Below are 17,004 nucleotides of genomic sequence, written 5' to 3'. Positions count from 1 at the left end.
TTATAAAAAGACCAGGTCTCATTATTTTTAGTTTTTAGACTCATTATAATACATGTAGAGGAGTGGTATAAGGAGAACTCAGAATAAAGTAGAAGAAACTGTAGCACATCGATTCTAGCTTATTGCCCTGCTATAAAGTTTTTGTTCAAAAAGATTGAGCATGCAAAACATTCTTGTAACATCGACGCTTTTTTGTAGTTATTGAAGCAATAAGTCATTATGCCAAAAGAAAAAGGTGCTGTGTTATGGATTAGCACCTTTAACCCATTTTTATATTCCCTGTTTCATTGCGGACATGTACACTTCTTGAAACGTTACCTGATACTCTTTTGCCGCTCTGGCCACGTCTTCGTATTCAGGTGCTTGGTGCAGCATTTTATTCCCCATAAATGCTTGCTTCACCTTTATCTGTCCATACGGTGTATCAGCATTAATAAATCTTCTATCAAGAATATTACGGCTCCAGATACTTCTCCGTACCCCAAGAGTAGTCGTTTCAGTCAGCAAAACGGTCTCACACCGATCTGCTGTTTCTAGGGATGCCAAAACGGTTACAAGCGTACCTGGCCGGTTTTTCTTCATGTAGACAGGTGTATAAAATACATCAAGGGCACCCGTTGAAAGAAGAACCTCCATGGTATACCCAAGTCCTTCCCCTGTCATATCATCCAGTTGGGCTTCCAATACAAAAACTGATTCACGTTCCAGGGGAGCTTTATCTTCAAAAGGGTTTTTTTTTAAGTCAGAAGGCCTAATGAGCAGTGTTCTTAAAACATTAGGATGCACAAAGTCCTTCTCTCCTGCACCATATCCAATCTGTTCAACGGTAAAACCGCCTGGCATGATAAAATTTTTCACAAGTGCTCGTAAAATCCCTGCTCCGGTCGGGGTAGTCAATTCACCCATGACGTTTAATTCAGCAAGTGGAATCCCCTTTAGCAGTTCTAACGTTGCTGGAGCTGGAATGGGGTAAAGTCCATGTGCCATTCGCTTTTTTCCAAAGCCCGTAGGCACAGCTGATGCATAAATTTCATCAATTCCGAGGTTTTCAAGTGCTAAACAAACCCCGATTGTGTCAATAATTGAGTCCATTGCTCCCACCTCATGGAAATGAACCTCCATAGGGTCGACTCCATGAATCTTTCCCTCGGCAATCGCGATTTCAATTCCGCTTTATCAATAGATATTTCTCCATTTTGGACACGATGTAATATTTTCCGTAAACTCATGTTGCCGCCTCCTTTGTTGATTAAAAAACTCACACTCTCCTTTATCCCGTAATGCCATATAATTTTTCGCTGGTGCATGTAAAGCTCTGCTGTTCAGCAATTTTAGCTGCATCAGCAACACCTACAAAAATATTGTTTTTATCTATTTTTTTCATCCATTTATTTATACGATTAAACGTAACTGTAAGGAATTCATTTATTATACCATTGCTAATTGGGGAGCTTCTAATGATTCATTTAAACTGCAGGTTCGGTAACCTTGCAAATCAATGGTTACATACTTATATCCAATACTCTTCAGTTTGCTTACAATCATCTCATTAAATCCGCTAGTTTTTGGATATCTACTGGAAGAACTTCAATACGTGCTAATAGATCATGCTGACGTACCCGGACTTGACGAAAACCGATATCCATTAAGAATTGTTCAGCCTTATCAATCATCGTTAATTTCTCTCGGGTAATCTCTTCACCATAAGGAATTCGAGAGGAAAGACAGGCAAACGATGGTTTATCCCAGGTTCGTAACTCTAACTGTTGGGACAAGGTGCGAATTTCAGCTTTGGTTAGCCCAACCTCCAGGAGGGGGCGCGAACTCCTTTATCAACTGCTGCCTTAAAACCTGGACGATAATCACTTAAATCGTCAGCAATTGCTCCAAAAACAACGTGATCAAACCCTCGTTCTTGTGCAACCGGAATCAAATGGCTAAAAAGCTCCTGTTTACAAAAGTAGCAGCGATTGATTGGGTTTTCTGCATATCCGGGAATACTTAACTCGCTCGTCTGAACGATCAAGTGTTCGCTACCGATTTCTTCTGCTAAGTCCATGGCTTCTTTTAGCTCTCGCTCTGGATAGGTCTCTGCATCAGAAGTTACAGCCAAAACATTCTCTGCCCCCAGTGCTTTAACTGCTGCTTTAAGCAGAAAAGTGCTGTCAACCCCACCTGAAAATGCAACCACAACACTTCCAAGCCCTTTAAGATTCTCTAGTAATTGTTCATATTTATTTTGAAATGGCATGCAAAACCGCTCCCCTTAAAATAACCTTTTCCTTTTTTAGTTTAAGAGCCGTCATCTCTAATGACCGTTATAAAATGGTATTAGAGATGACGGCTCTTTCTTATAATTTCCTCCAGGCCACCCATCTCTACATAGCGAGCTAGGGCTGACTGCGAACATCAAATACATCTTGTGTTTTATATTTCTCTTCAAGCATAATCTTTTCTCTCATTTGAATTAATCAATTCCAACTGCTTCGGCAAGGTATTCAACAAGGTGGAGTGCTCTTACTTTTCCGGATAAACCTTCCCTTTCAACACCTAATTTCATCTGCAATAAACAGCCAGGATTCGTGGTAATAATCGTAGTTGCCTTTGTGTCTTTAACATTCTTCATTTTCCTATCAAGGATTTCCATTGAGTCATCATAATGAACAATATTATAAACCCCTGCAGATCCACAGCACATTCCAGCTTCGTTCATTTCAATAAGCTCTACATTTTGGATACTATTAAGAAGCTGTACAGGTTCTTTCGTTACTTTTTCAACATTTGTCATATGGCATGACCGTTGATAGGTGATCCGTTCCGGGGTATGAACCATTCCTGGGATTCCCCCGCACAAAACTAATACCTGAGAGATATCTTTTGACTTTTCGACAAATTTTTTCGCGCGTTCTTTCCACTCGGGCTCATCCGCTAGAAGATGGTCATATTCCTTTAACATCGCTCCACAACCGCCGGCATTATTTACTAAAAAGTCTGCATCCTCTTTTTCAAGGGCAATAATATTTTGTTTTGCAAGCTCTTTACTCTTTTTAGAATCGCCTGTATGTGCATGAAGTGCGCCACAGCAGGTTTGGTTTTCAAGGATGACCACTTCACAGCCCACCTCTGATAACAGTTGAGCGGTCAAGTGGTTGATGCGCCTAAACATTGCATCCATGATGCAGCCAGTAAAAAGGGCAACAGTATACTTTTTCGTCATATTTTCATACTCTCCCCATTGTTATGTTTGCTAGTATTAATACTGCTTTCAGGTAAACGAGATTCTTTTATCTTTAGCCTTTTAGGCAGCGAAGCTCGTTCTTTTGGTGAAATTGCATATGGGATAATCCTTTCAAAAGTTCCGAGATGGGCAGGAAATATGTTTAAAATTTTTGATTTACGAACTACTTTTTGTAAACCACTTTTTTCATAAAACCATAAGGCATTGCCAATCTGGGACATCGCTTTTGGGTTAGGAATGATTTTATTCAATAGCGTATTTTTTAATATTCTTTCAGGAAGAGAAGCCTCTTTATTTCTCGAAATTACCGACCTGGCTGCTTCCAAAATCTCTCCGTATTGTACACCGGTGGGACAGGCTGTTTCACAAGCACGGCAAGCAAGGCATATATTTAACGGTTCTTCAAGAACAGACAAATCTGTAATTCTTCCCTCTCCAACCATTTTGATTAAATTTATTCTTCCTCTGGGTGAATGCGTCTCTTTTCTCTTTGTTGCATATGTTGGACAAACAGGTAAACAATAGCCGCATTGAACACAACTGGTGGTTTTTTCGTACTTTAAATCTTTTTTCAATTGTTCAAGATCTTGTATCATTCGCTCAACACCAGCTTTTGTCCTGGCTCAGAAAATATTTTCCCAGGATTAAGGATGTTATTGGGATCCCATGCCTCTTTAATTCGTTTCATCATATCCAAACCAGCTTTGCCAAGCTCCATTTCCATGAATGGCGCCTTCATCGTGCCAATACCATGCTCCCCAGACAGCGTCCCGCCTAATTCAACGGCAGCTTGAAAGATTTCTGTTACCGCTTGTTCAACGCGTTTCATTTCTTCCTTATCTTTTTTATCTGCAATAATATTAGGGTGCAAATTGCCGTCACCAGCATGACCAAAGACTACTAAATGAATATTATATTTTTTCTTAATTTCTTGAAGCCTTTGGCACATTTCAGGAATCTTGCTGCGTGGAACCGTTGCATCTTCGGAAATTTTCGTCGGTTTAATTCTGACGATGGCAGGGGAAACCAGTTTTCTTGCTTTCCAAACCTCAGCTTTTTCACTTTGTGTCTGTGGAACTTTGACAGCTCTGGCTCCTACCTTTTTGCACAAATCAGCTACTTGCATAGCTTCATCACGAACAGCAGCCAAATGTCCATCCAGTTCAATCAATAGCAACGCTTCCGCATCCGTGGGCAGCCCCATAGGTTCATAGTTTTCAACAGCTCGTATCGAAGCCTGATCCATTATCTCCAATTTGGATGGCAGGATCCCGGATGTTAAAATTTTGGATATGGCCGCTCCGGCGGTAACTAAACTATCGAAAATAACCATTACTGTTTCGGAGGCAGGTGGTTTGGGAATCAGCCGCAGAATGGCCTTAGTGATAATTCCCAGAGTTCCCTCTGAACCAACAATTAACTTGGTTAGATCATACCCAGTAACATTTTTGACCGTTCTTCCACCGGTTTGAATAATTTCCCCTTGAGGAGTAACAACCTCCAGTCCAATGACATAATCTTTGGTCACTCCATACTTTAATCCGCGGGGACCACCAGAGTTCTCTGCTAGATTTCCCCCAATCGTTGACACATGGGAACTGCTAGGATCTGGGGCATACATTAAGCCATGTTTTTCAGCTTCTTTATGGATATTGGCTGTTAGCACACCTGGAGAAACAATCGCAACCAAATCTTCCGCGTTAATCTCCAATTGTTCATTCATAGCTGTCATATCAAGGATAATCCCTCCTTTAACAGGTAGAGGACCTCCGCTAAGACATGTGGCTTGTCCCCTTGGCGTAATTGGGATAAGCTCACGATTTGCAAATTTAACTAATGCTGCTATCTCCTGTACATCTTTTGCCTGAACCACTACTTCAGGAACAAACGTACCAAATGATCCATCAAAAGAATAACTATAAAGGTCACTCGGCTCTGATAGCACTCTGCCCTTAGTAATGATCTTCTTTATTTCTTGAATATGTCTTTTATCCATTATTAATTTACACCCCTTTTCTCTATATCCAGTTTCCATCTGCGTCAAACGGAATCGTTGGTAATTTTTCGACAAGTTCAATTTCCTCTTTATCTTTAAGCTCATCATAGATCGCTTTCGATACCCATAATTCATTGATATATAATGTATTTTTGATAAATAACAACCTAATACCACCACTGCCATCGTATTTTAAGGCTTGCAATGCACCCTGAACCAATTCTTTATCCGTGTTAAAGGTCATTGGGACTGCCGAACGAATCACAAACCCACTCGTCAAACAATTTAAATATGTAGCTTTTGAATCAATCTCTTGAACCAATTTTTGAGTAGTGAAATCTGCAAGACCAATGCCTGTTGCATTACCATGTGATGGTTCTGACAATCTGAGAACACCAAGGTAGGTAAAATAAGGTGTTGTTGGTTCCGGTATTCCTTGAATTCGGAGGCGCCCAATAATATTTGTATCCATCCCTGTTCCACTAAAATTTTTTCCCATTTCTCCAACAATACAGAGATCTGCGTGTTCCAGCGGCAGCTTTGGCATTAGTCTTTTTGCTTCTAGTAAAAGGCTTTTCTCTTCATAAACAATCTGTTCAAATGGTATGCCTTTAATAATAGCCGTTTTTTCATGTTCATTTTCAACAATCCCGATCCCTCCAACAATCGGAGCCCGTTCCAGGACTTGACCAGCGATTAATGGGATAGCATCGGCAAGATGTGTTGCCCCCAAACTGTGGAATCTGTCAGCACCTTTAGCACGTCCCATGCCGACTGTCATCATTTTCAGCAATCCGCTTTCATAATTCCCATGAAATGAAGTATGTGGTTTAATTCGGTTAACAACTAAGACACCATCAGCATTGATCGCTTCCGCTGCACAATATACAGGAATTTTTTGGCCAAGCCATTCAATTTCCTCCAGTATTTTCACTTCACTGGAACAATAAACAGGGCACCCTACTGTTTCGGGATTAATATTTAAACTTTGAAGGATTTCTTGCTGGCCCTCTGCCGTTCCTCCACCATGACTACCCATTGCCGAAAATAGAAATGGTTCATATCCCCATTCCTTTAATGTCTTAACGATTGTTTTTAAGATTAGAGTATAATTCGAGATTCCTCTGCTTCCTGCCGTTATAGCGATTGAAGCACCAGGTTTTAAATTTCGAAACCGCTTACTAAATTTAAGTTGATCAAGCTCCTTTTTTAGCGCTAAGGGAATGTCTGCTATTGCAGACGACTTGTGGTGAACTTTGATATGATATATTGGAAATTCTTTTTCTCCTGTTAACAACGCATTTCGCCTTCTTTACATTTTATTTGAGTTCTTAACATTTTCAAGATGCTCGAACATTAGCTTTTTTGCCAGGTCCGCATCTCTATTGGAAATTGCTTCAACAATTCTTTTATGTTCCTTAAGAACATCTTCAATCCGCTGTGGTTGTTTCAGCGAATTACTGCGGCTTTCCAGGATACCCACTAGCAACCGATCAGATAATAAACGGAGCATTTCCATAAGAATTTCATTTTTGCTGGCTTTAATAATGGCCTCATGAAAAATAAAGTCCTCTTTGGCACCAACACTTTCCTTTTTCACAGCTTCCAGAAGAGAATGATAAGCTGCCTCAAGTCTCTCTATATCCTTTGGTGTGGCTCTATGTGCTGCCAAATAGGCAGCCTGTGATTCTAACCCCTGTCTTACTTCTAGTAACTCTTGTAAACTAACATTCCCCTTTTTTAGCGCCCGGTCCATCCTCTGAATTAATGTAGATTCTTCGTCATCGACAATGAAAACCCCAATTCCAGGCCGTATATCGAGCACTCCGCCAGCATTGAGAACGCTCATCGCTTCCCGAATGACACTCCGTGAAACATTAAACATTCCGGCCATTTCACGTTCAGATGGCAGCTTATCTCCTCCTTTTAGTTTACCAAGTTCCATGAGTCCTTTAATCTGCTCAATCACTTGTTCATATACTCTTGTTTTTTTAATTTCATTAAAATTCATATAAAAGTACCTTTCTATACTTCGTTCAGGTGTTCAGGTGTTCAGGTGGTCTGGACAGTTCCTTATTAATTTAAATTTAGGCTAATGTCAACAGTTTCAAAAAGAAAATTTATAAGAATTGTAGGAGGCCAATTCTAAGGACATATCTACTGTTGTCCTATTCCTATTAGAGATCAATTTTTTATACTGCATCCTTTCCCTCAAATCCACTTGAGTCTTTAAAAAAATCATTTTTTCTCTTATATCTGAAGTAATAAGGAACTTCGTAGGCTAACATTAATATCCAGCCGATAAGGCTTGCGTAAGCTACACCTTCCATTCCAAACTGAGGGACTAATGCAAATACAAATAGTACTCTAAAGGATATTTGAATAATGGTAGAAACTAATGTTATTCTCATATTTCCCATACCTCTGAAGAATCCTTGTACACCATTTGTGAATGAAGGAAGCAAATAGAAAAATGCCATAAGGCTTAAATAGTGAACACCCAAACTAATCATTCCTGTTTCTTTTGAAGAAAGAAACAGTTTCATAATTGGTTGTTTGAATAACAAAGTAACAATACAAATGAAGATCCAGTAACAAACCTCTACTTGTAATCCAATTTTAAATCCATCTATAACACGCTTTTTATTTTTTGCTCCACGATTCTGTGCTGTAAAGGTCATCATTGCATGAGATATGCCTTGCTGTGGTGTAAATGCAAAATCATCTACTCTGCTGACAGCATTAAATGCTGCAATTGCATCGACACCTAATGGATTAATAACACCTTGTATTAATAGTTTACCAATTGGCTGAGCGGACTGCTGCAAAGCCGTGACCGAACCATATTGAAGTGTCTTTTTCAAGAGATTTTTATCTAATTTTATATCACTTTTGCGGAGCCTTAATAATGGAACCTTTTTATAAATGTAAAGGATACAGAAAATAGCTGAACAAGCTTCTGCAATATCTGTTGCCAATGCTGCTCCTACCACGCCCATTCTTAAACCTGCTACAAAAACGATATCAAGGCATCCGTTTAAAATAGAGGCAATGGCTAGAAATCTTATTGGAGTTTTGGAATCACCAACACTTCTCATTGCTGCTGATGCTGCATTATACAAATAGGTAAAAGGCATTGCACAAAATATTATTCTTAGATATAGTGTTGCTGAATCGAGAATCTCCTTTGGCACACCAAGCAGATTCAATATTCCTTTTGAAAAAATCAAACCAAGTAACACAATAAACAAGGAAAAAAAGCAGCCAAATTGTAACGTAGTAGATATTTCCTTTTTTAATTCATTGTACTTTCCAGCACCAAATAATTCACTCATGAGCACCGATGCTCCAATACATATACCTGTTATCCCTAAAATGACAATATTCATTACCGGATTAGCCGTACCAACTGCTGCTAAAGCCTCTTTTCCTGAAAACCACCCCACAACAATAGAATCGACTGCATTATAAGTTAGTTGAAGCAGATTTCCTAATATTAATGGTATAGTAAAACTGACCAAATGTTTGGGTATATTGCCTTGTGTCATATCTTTAATCATCGGTTTTTACTTCCTTAGTCGTCTTTTACTGTAATATGGTAAAATTTCGAGTGAAATTTTTACATTATAATTAACTTTGACATTCACCATATTGAAGATGAATGCCAAAGTTTTATTATAGGTTAGAAAATTTCTTTTAGTTTTGACATAATCCCTTCCTAAATACCTAAAGAAATAAACTTATACTCCAGATAATCGTCAAGGCCCTGATGACCGCCTTCTCTTCCTTGCCCGCTCTCTTTTATACCGCCAAACGGAGCCTGGGCCACAGTAGGAATTGAATCATTTATTCCCATAATACCGAACTCCAGCGCTTCTGCGACCCTAACAGCACGACTAATATTTTGTGTATAAAAATAGGACGCTAATCCATATTCTGTTCCATTTGCTTGTTGGATCACTTCTTCTTCTGATTCAAAAGGAATTATTGGTGCTACAGGTCCAAATGTTTCCTGATAAGTAATAAGCATAGTTGGAGTAACATCTCCCAGAACGGTAGGTTCATAGAATAATCCTTCTGTCAACTCTCCACCTACTCGTTTACCGCCACAAAGAATGCGTGCTCCTTTATCCAAGGCATCCTTTACCTGTTCCTCAACCTTTAATAATCCTTCCCTGTTAACAAGTGGTCCAACTTGAACAGTTGGATCTATACTATTCCCGACTTTTAATTCCTTGACTTTTTTTACTAAAATTTCTGAGAATTCCTCAATAACTGATTGATGTACATAAATTCTGTTTGCACAGACACATGTTTGTCCGGTATTTCTATATTTACTGGCAATTGCACCAGTGGCTGCTGCCTCTAAATCGGCATCTTCAAATACAATGAAAGGTGCATGCCCACCAAGCTCTAATGAAAGTTTCTTTAACTGATGTGCTGATTTGGTAACCAATAATTTCCCAACTTCGGTTGAACCAGTAAAAGTAACTTTCTTAACAATTGGGTTTTCAAAAATTTCATCTGAAATTGGACCAGAACTACCTGTAATAACACTAATTACACCATTTGGAATCCCTGCTAATTCTACTAATCTACCAAATGCAATTGCACTGATTGGCGATTGGCTGGCAGGTTTCACAATGGCTGTACACCCTGCAGCCAATGCCGCTCCAACTTTACGGGTCATCATAGCTAACGGAAAGTTCCAAGGCGTGATAGCAGCAACTACCCCTACTGGTTGGCGAATAACCATTAATCTTTTATTTGGAGAATTAGAAGGAATGGTTTCACCATAGATTCGACGTCCTTCTTCTGCAAACCATTCAAAATAACTAGCAGCAAAATCAACTTCACCTTTGGCTTCAGTAAACGGTTTACCCATTTCTAAACTCATGATTTCGGCTAATTGGTCTTTATATTGATGCATTAGCGCATATAATCTCATTAGATATTTGGCTCGCTCAACTGCCGTCAATTTTGACCAAGACTTAAAGGCTTGATCTGCGGCATCGATGGCTTGCTTTGTTTCATTGCGTCCCCCATTAGGAACATTCGCTACAACTTTTCCCGTTGATGGATTTATCACCGAATAAGTTTTTTCGCTTTGTGCTGTTACCCATTCTCCATTGATATACATCTTTAAATTATCAAAATCGACAATCTCCCTCATTAACAACAATGTTTATTCTCCTTTCAATAATCCCTATTTTTTTTGTGGGATTTTTAACGCCCAGTAATTTGTATAAAACTATATCCCTGTAGAAACTTTCTTATCAGTAATCGCCTCATTTTCAATTGATATTCTTTCGTTTTTAAGAATAAAAGTATAACTAAAAGCTGCAATAAGACAAATAACAGCCGGGATGATCAAAGCAATGGTGAAATTATGGAACGTTGCAACTAATACACCTGTTAAAACAGGAGCTAGCCAACCAGCCAGGTTTCCTACAAAATTTTGCAACCCAGCAAGTTTTCCTTCCGCACCCTTTGGTGCTACATCTGCAACTGTTGCCCATAAAATACCGGCAGCCACACCTTCACCACCGATGGCTAATGAAATCAATAAAATAGCCGCTACAGAATTTTCTACATAAATGGTTGGGATAAGCGCAAATGGAAATAACATTCCGATAGCTAAAGTTGTCTTCCGAGCTTTAATAGAATTCCAACCTCGTCTAATTAAAGCATCCGAGATGATACCCCCAAGTATATTACCCAAGAATGCCATGATCCAAGGAAGCATCGTGAAAAATCCAGCTTTCATCAGTGTCATGTGCCGTTGTGTTACTAAATAAGTTGGTAGCCAAGTCATCATTAAATAGGAAAGGTAATTATGGGCAAACAATCCATACAGTAATGGGTAAGCATTTCTGTATTTTAAGAATTTAAATGGAGAAATATTTATTTTTGTAACTTCCCCATCCTCTGCCAACCCAGCCTCAATATATTCCACCTCAGCTTTATTAGCAATGAAGCTGTCTTTAGGTTTGTTTCGATAATAGAAAAGCCAGAATATCAACCAGATAAACCCTAGAGATCCAATAATAATAAATGCGCTATGCCAACCCCATTTTCCAATAATCCAAGCTATTATAGGTGTAGTTAACCCAATTCCAACTGCAGTTCCCGAGTTAAAGAGTCCGTTTGCCACACCTCGTTCTTTTGAAGGCAGCCAATCTGAAATAACACGGGTATTAGTTGGGAATGCAGGAGCTTCCCCTACTCCCATTAATACACGAATTCCAATTAACGCACCTAGTGATTTGCCAAAACCAGTTAGTACAGTCATTAATGACCACCAAACAATAGCGATCGAATAAGTTAACCTTGCCCCTAATTTATCCACAATCATACCAACTGGAATCTGCATCAGTGCATATGACCAGAAAAATGCTGTCCCCAATAAACCAAATTCTACAACTGAAATCGAAAGATCCTTCATCATAGATGGTCCTGCAATACCCAGAATAGCCCTATCCATGTAGTTCACAGTTGTAGCAACAAATAGGAGTAAAACAATTAACCATCGACCCTTTGATTTTTTCATATATCCACCCCATTATTGATATTTGCTGAGGATTCCACATATGTAAACGCTCTTATTTTTTAATAATGTGAAATCTTTTTCATTGAACATAATAAGATAAAGTAATACTTGTTCGTATTTAAAGTTTTTTTTACTCTAAGATTAGCAAAACTATTACCGACCTAATAGATTATTCTTATAAATTTAACATACTTTTATTTATTAAGAATGCTTTAATGTAAACGCTTTTATTTGTATTTATCAAAATATTCCCAAGTCCCCATAATACGCTCTTTTAATAATACTTTCGATATCCGAAGCTTTTGTAAGTCTAGGATTAACAAAAACATTTCCGCTCCTCATGGAGTCTTCGACTAATTTTGGCAATAAATCCAATGAAACTCCCAAGTCCTTTATATTCAGCGGGATATTCATAGATTGATTCATTTCAATCACAGTCTCAATTGCTTTTTTTCCTGCTTCCATATTCGTTAATCCGCTAACATCTTTTCCTAAAGCAATCGCAATTTCTTTATATTTTTCTGCACATGCAGGAAGATTAAATGTCATTACGAACGGTAAAAGTGCTGCGTTTGCAAATCCATGTGGAATATTAAAGACCCCGCCAAATGTATGAGAAATTGCATGTACATTTCCTAAACGGGATTGCGAGAACGCTACTCCAGCCATCATTGAAGCTACCAGCATTTGCTCCCTACTTTCAATATCAGTTCCAACAAAGTAGGTTTTAATTAAATTTTCACCTATCATTTTAATAGCTTGCATTGCAAACCCCTTGCTTACAGGGCTAGCATCTTTTGATGTATAAGATTCAATGGCATGTGTAAGCGCATCCATACCTGTCGATGCAGTAATTCCTTGTGGCAGTCCCAAAGTTAGAGCAGGATCCAAAATTGCTAAGGTTGAAAATAAATGTGAACTTAATACTCCTAATTTAAAAGACGTTTGTTTATTTGTAATAACAGTTGAATTAGTAGTTTCGCTTCCAGTCCCAGCAGTAGTTGGTATAGAAATAATTGGGATTGGAGGATTTTTAATTTTCCCCACTCCTTCGTAATCCAATATATTTCCAGGATTAGTCGCCAATATTGCTATTCCTTTGGCAGTGTCGATACTGCTTCCACCACCTACAGCAAGTACAGCATCACAATGATTTTGATAAAAATATATACTTCCTCTATTTATAATTTCAACCGATGGGTTAGGCTCAACCTCATCGTAAATTTCATAAGCTAAGTCAACCTCATGGATGGACCTCTCAATTCCTTCCAAAAGATTCGCTCCTCTTACCCCTTTGTCAGTTACAATAAGAATTTTAGTTACGCCAAGTTCTTTAACCATTTCTCCTGTTCTGTTCGATATTCCATTTCCACATTCGACTCTGGCAGGCATAAAATATTTAAATTGTGTTGATGACATTTGCTGACCTCCCCTTTTCTAGATCATTTCAGTTTTTTTCTTTTTATAGCAGTAAATAAAGCGCTTACTTTTTTTAGCTACCTTACTTCTCTTTTCATATTTCCTTAATATTTTTCCTCACTCTCCCCTTATATTTTTGAAATAACACTTTAAATAATATATTATTTCAAAAAATAATATATCATATTTATAATCTTTCTGTAAATACTAAAAAGTCAATAAAATAAAATAATGAATTAAACGTTGATATAATCGCTTATTTTTAATGTCCCCCTAATGAAATTATTGTTTTTAAAAACCAAATTTTTATATATTATAATTTTAAATAATATATTATTTTTATCACAACGATATTGTTTAATATTTAATTTATTGGTAGATAGGCATCAAAAAATATAAATGATATTATTAGTTGTGTAAAATCAAACGTTAAGTTTTTAGATAAATTTGGAAGAATAGAAATGAGGAAACATTAGATGGAAAAAGAAAGAGGAGAAACTACAGAGTATGTCTACTCTTTACTAAAAGAAAGAATTTTTGAATGGAGTTTAGCTCCAGGCCAAAAGATAAATATTAGAACTTTATCACAAGAACTTAATATAAGCCCAATACCACTAAGAGAAGCTCTATCCCGACTTAATTCTGAAAGGTTGGTAATCCTGGAGCCAAACAAAGGTTATCATGTAAGCGATATTTTAGACGATGGGAATATCAAAAAAATGTTAGATGCACGTATTCTAATGGAAACTTATGCGGTGCAAACTATTATTCGGAATAATGATTTAGAAATTATAGAAAACCTGTCAAGACTTAACGAACAAATGATTTCTATAAACTATGGATCAACAAATAAAAATGCACTTTTTTTCACTAATTTAGATGAACAATTTCACAGTTCCATTATGAAAGCATGTGGGAATGATTTTCTTTATGAAGCATATAAAGGGATGCATTGTCATTTACACATTGCCCGTTTATATCATATAAAAAATAAAGTTGACCAAGAAGAGGCACCATCAGAGCACCAAGAAATAATTGAATCGATTCAAACACGTGATATATACCGAGCAGAAAGGGCGATTTTTAAACACATAAAAGATTCCTTATACCGCTTGTTAAACTAATTAGAATGAACAAACTTTTAATAAAAGTGCCCAATCATTTGGGAAGAGGACTACGCAGTAATATGGGGTGGAGAGAAAAAAAGTGAGTGAGGGACGTCCAGCACCAGGTTATTCCTTCAAAGAGGACGGAAAAAAAGTTTCAGATGAAGAGATTAAATAATTTCTGCTAGAAGAAATTGCGGGCGACGGCTTTAACTACGGATGCCGCAAGTTAACCAAGGTACTCGGAAGGAAACACAGACTGGTTATCAATAAGAAAAAAGTCTATCACTAATGTAAGGAACTCGGGGGCTTACGACCATAACGACAAAAGAAAGTCTCTTATCCTAGGATAACTAGCACGAAATGAGCCAAAACTATGGAGTTATTAAAAAAGAAAAAAAGAAACAGAGGCTATTTAATACCCAACGGAACCCTTCTTTGATATATCCCTTTGCTCTTCTTACTGCATCATGGGCACTCCTGTTAGGTCGGAAGCCAAAGCTCTTTTCAGAAAAGGTTGGGTCAAAGATTGGGGTTAATACTTGGGCAATTGCCTGTTGGATGAAACGGTCTGTCACAGTTGGTATGCCTAAAAGCCTTATCCCTCCGCTTGGTTTCGGGATTTCGACACGGCGAACAGGAAAAGGTTGATAGTTACCTGTTCTCAAAGCTTCCTGAAGGGAATCCCAGTTTTCATAGAGATGCCGTCGTAGGAATTTTACGGACATTCCATCTATGCCGTGACTTCCTTTGTTCTGCTCTACCCGTTTAAGGGCAGTTAAGAGATTTTCTCGTGACAAGATTCGTTCCATTAACATGATGCTATTCCTTTCCACGTGAATGAAGGTTCTGTTTATGCCGATTCTTGCTCCACCCTCCTAAAGTCCCCAGCGGATTCACCGCTTCCTCTTTTAGGTAAGTCCTTTCGGATTGTCTGTGTTCAATGCAATCACCGAATGTGCAGATTTCATTCTTTCTTAATAGTTCGGTCCTTCCCATTCTTTCTCGAGTTAGAATAGTACTATGACCTCTGCTGACTTCTGATCATTCAGCTATCCATTGCTGGGTAGGTTACCAAGTGTACTTGGCTTATTAATCAGACCTCCCCGAGTAAGAGTACAGTCTTTCCCTCCATCTATCTGCTTCATTTACTCTGTACCACCTTCGGCAGTAAGGATTTTGTTTTGTTGTGCAAACTCATCCAATGATACCTAGCCTTATATGAAGTTCGTGTTCCTCAGACCAGAGGTTTGCCGCTCGCTTCCTTCAGATTCCGCGTCACCACAGACACCCTTGCGTTAAGCTAACCATTACTACTGCCTTCATGGCTCGGGACTTTCACCCTAGAGACTGCACCCATGTCGGGCGCACACAAGTAAAGCGATGCTGTTTTAGGCATCGCTTTGTTTAAAACATTATAATAATATAGTGTCCTTAACTTTTTAAATTAGCTACGTATCAATACATATAAAGCAGAAGGATTTAAAGTATTTTCTTTTATCGATGACCTTTGGCTTGCAGTAAATGAAGAAACAGATAAAGGGACATTACTATCCTCAGAAATGCTAGTAGCGGCCAAAGGCAGTGAAGACCAAAATTGGGATCAATTTTTAAACCAGGATGAATCCGGGATATCATTAGATTTTATAGATCCAAACTTTAGTATTCTGCAGCTCCCAATTGATACTCGAAGTATCGCCTATGTAAATACCGAAAATAGGATCTGTAAAATTATCCGTTTTTTAATAGTAGAGAAAAATAATAGAAATCTAACCTTCTGCACACTTTCGCAACCCACAATCACTTTGGAACTAGCTCTTACATTAAATAATGAACGGGATAATTTCTTATTGTTTTCTGAAAATGAAGAAGATCTACGCCAGGCATTTATGCTATCGCTATTGGATAAGATTAGACAAACAGAAGAAAAAGAAAAAGCTAAAAAAGAGGCTTTTGAATCACTGCAGCGAAATGATGAAATAAAATTTGAAACTAGTGAAAAAACACCATATGAATATAAAGAAGATACGCCCAATAATCATGATTTTAGAAGTAAGCAAATATCAGACGAACAAATAGAAAAGGAAATGCTGGCTAGAACAAAAGTCGCCAATGAACGACCTATTAGTATGTCCCCAGAGGAATGGGAATGGTATAAAAAAACAGGTAGAACATTCTCTAAAAAGACTAATTGGCCCATTCACCCACAGTATGTTCCTGCTAACGAAGCCAAAGATGAAAAAGTACGTGAAAAGTTAAAAGATAAATTATTTTCTCGTCCAATTAGAGGAGATTATTTTATAGATGGACCCTCAGCAAATTGGCGCAAATTCATTTTAAAATGGATCAGTATACATCAGCTAGGGGAAAATCTCACAGTTTCAATGAAAAAGCTAATTAAGGACATGAAAGATTCCGGGATTACCTTTAATCAAAAAGATCCAATCGTTCAATATCCAATAAAAGAATTTTTTTTGTTCTACCAGAGAGAGCTAAAAAAGGATTTAAAAGACAAAATAAACATTACTTTCATCGAATAATCTAAATAGGTATAGGAGTTAGTGAGCCTGAACTGATTATCAATAAAGCGGCACGATAGCGGGAATAAATGAAACCCAAACCCCTCAGAGGCTGGGACACACTTAAATGAAGAAAAAGGCTTCTCAAAAGTTTGGTCAACTCATGAGAAGCCTTC

General features: G+C 37.9%; 12 protein-coding genes and 2 pseudogenes. 2 read left to right on the top strand and 12 right to left on the bottom strand.

Annotated elements, in window-relative coordinates; all coding sequences use genetic code 11:
* Positions 1-270: 270 nt before the first annotated feature.
* From larC to RCG17_RS14635, 11 genes and pseudogenes are all read right to left on the bottom strand, one after another.
* A complete protein-coding gene (gene larC, locus RCG17_RS14685; protein ID WP_308175851.1) occupies positions 271-1,155 on the bottom strand; it encodes a nickel pincer cofactor biosynthesis protein LarC in 885 nt (294 codons plus the stop codon).
* Between the two features lie 273 nt (positions 1,156-1,428).
* Positions 1,429-2,251 (bottom strand): annotated as a pseudogene (gene larE, locus RCG17_RS14680) (ATP-dependent sacrificial sulfur transferase LarE).
* Between the two features lie 216 nt (positions 2,252-2,467).
* A complete protein-coding gene (locus RCG17_RS14675) occupies positions 2,468-3,217 on the bottom strand; it encodes a (Fe-S)-binding protein (RefSeq protein WP_308170938.1) in 750 nt (249 codons plus the stop codon).
* Positions 3,214-3,834: a (Fe-S)-binding protein gene (locus RCG17_RS14670; RefSeq protein ID WP_308170937.1), complete on the bottom strand. Its 621-nt coding sequence runs from the start codon at positions 3,832-3,834 to the stop codon at positions 3,214-3,216. The genes RCG17_RS14675 and RCG17_RS14670 overlap by 4 nt, the downstream gene beginning before the upstream one ends.
* On the bottom strand, positions 3,831-5,234 hold the full coding sequence (locus tag RCG17_RS14665; RefSeq protein ID WP_308170936.1) for an FAD-binding oxidoreductase: 1,404 nt from the start codon (positions 5,232-5,234) through the stop codon (positions 3,831-3,833). Before RCG17_RS14665 ends, RCG17_RS14670 begins: the two co-directional genes overlap by 4 nt.
* Before the next feature lie 22 nt (positions 5,235-5,256).
* Entirely contained in the window at positions 5,257-6,531 is a 1,275-nt protein-coding gene (locus RCG17_RS14660) for a nickel pincer cofactor-dependent isomerase, group 22 (RefSeq protein WP_308170935.1), read from the bottom strand.
* A gap of 15 nt (positions 6,532-6,546) precedes the next feature.
* A complete protein-coding gene (locus RCG17_RS14655) occupies positions 6,547-7,245 on the bottom strand; it encodes a FadR/GntR family transcriptional regulator (protein WP_308170934.1) in 699 nt (232 codons plus the stop codon).
* 181 nt (positions 7,246-7,426) lie between these two features.
* Positions 7,427-8,794, bottom strand: a complete 1,368-nt coding sequence (locus RCG17_RS14650) for an MATE family efflux transporter (protein WP_308170933.1) — start codon at positions 8,792-8,794, stop codon at positions 7,427-7,429.
* 158 nt (positions 8,795-8,952) lie between these two features.
* Entirely contained in the window at positions 8,953-10,407 is a 1,455-nt protein-coding gene (locus RCG17_RS14645; protein ID WP_308175850.1) for an NAD-dependent succinate-semialdehyde dehydrogenase, read from the bottom strand.
* Between the two features lie 78 nt (positions 10,408-10,485).
* The gene (locus RCG17_RS14640) at positions 10,486-11,784 is read right to left on the bottom strand and encodes an MFS transporter (RefSeq protein WP_308170932.1); all 1,299 of its coding nucleotides are present in this window, start codon (positions 11,782-11,784) and stop codon (positions 10,486-10,488) included.
* 240 nt (positions 11,785-12,024) lie between these two features.
* Complete coding sequence (locus RCG17_RS14635; RefSeq protein ID WP_308170931.1) at positions 12,025-13,203, bottom strand: iron-containing alcohol dehydrogenase; 1,179 nt, start codon at positions 13,201-13,203, stop codon at positions 12,025-12,027.
* A 476-nt stretch (positions 13,204-13,679) separates the two neighbouring features.
* On the opposite strand from RCG17_RS14635, the gene RCG17_RS14630 reads away from it, so the two are divergent.
* Positions 13,680-14,327, top strand: a complete 648-nt coding sequence (locus RCG17_RS14630; protein ID WP_308170930.1) for a GntR family transcriptional regulator — start codon at positions 13,680-13,682, stop codon at positions 14,325-14,327.
* Positions 14,328-14,722: 395 nt separating this feature from the next.
* On the opposite strand, the pseudogene RCG17_RS14620 reads toward RCG17_RS14630, so the two are convergent.
* Positions 14,723-15,127 (bottom strand): annotated as a pseudogene (locus RCG17_RS14620) (reverse transcriptase domain-containing protein); the annotation flags it as partial.
* A 1,032-nt stretch (positions 15,128-16,159) separates the two neighbouring features.
* On the opposite strand from RCG17_RS14620, the gene RCG17_RS14615 reads away from it, so the two are divergent.
* Positions 16,160-16,849, top strand: coding sequence for a hypothetical protein (locus tag RCG17_RS14615; RefSeq protein WP_308170929.1), 690 nt, complete (start codon positions 16,160-16,162; stop codon positions 16,847-16,849).
* Positions 16,850-17,004: the final 155 nt, after the last annotated feature.

Origin of the sequence: Neobacillus sp. PS3-12, from assembly GCF_030915385.1 — a bacterium.
GTDB lineage: Bacteria > Bacillota > Bacilli > Bacillales > Cytobacillaceae > JAEVLT01.
This window is presented reverse-complemented; position numbering and strand designations above follow the sequence as displayed.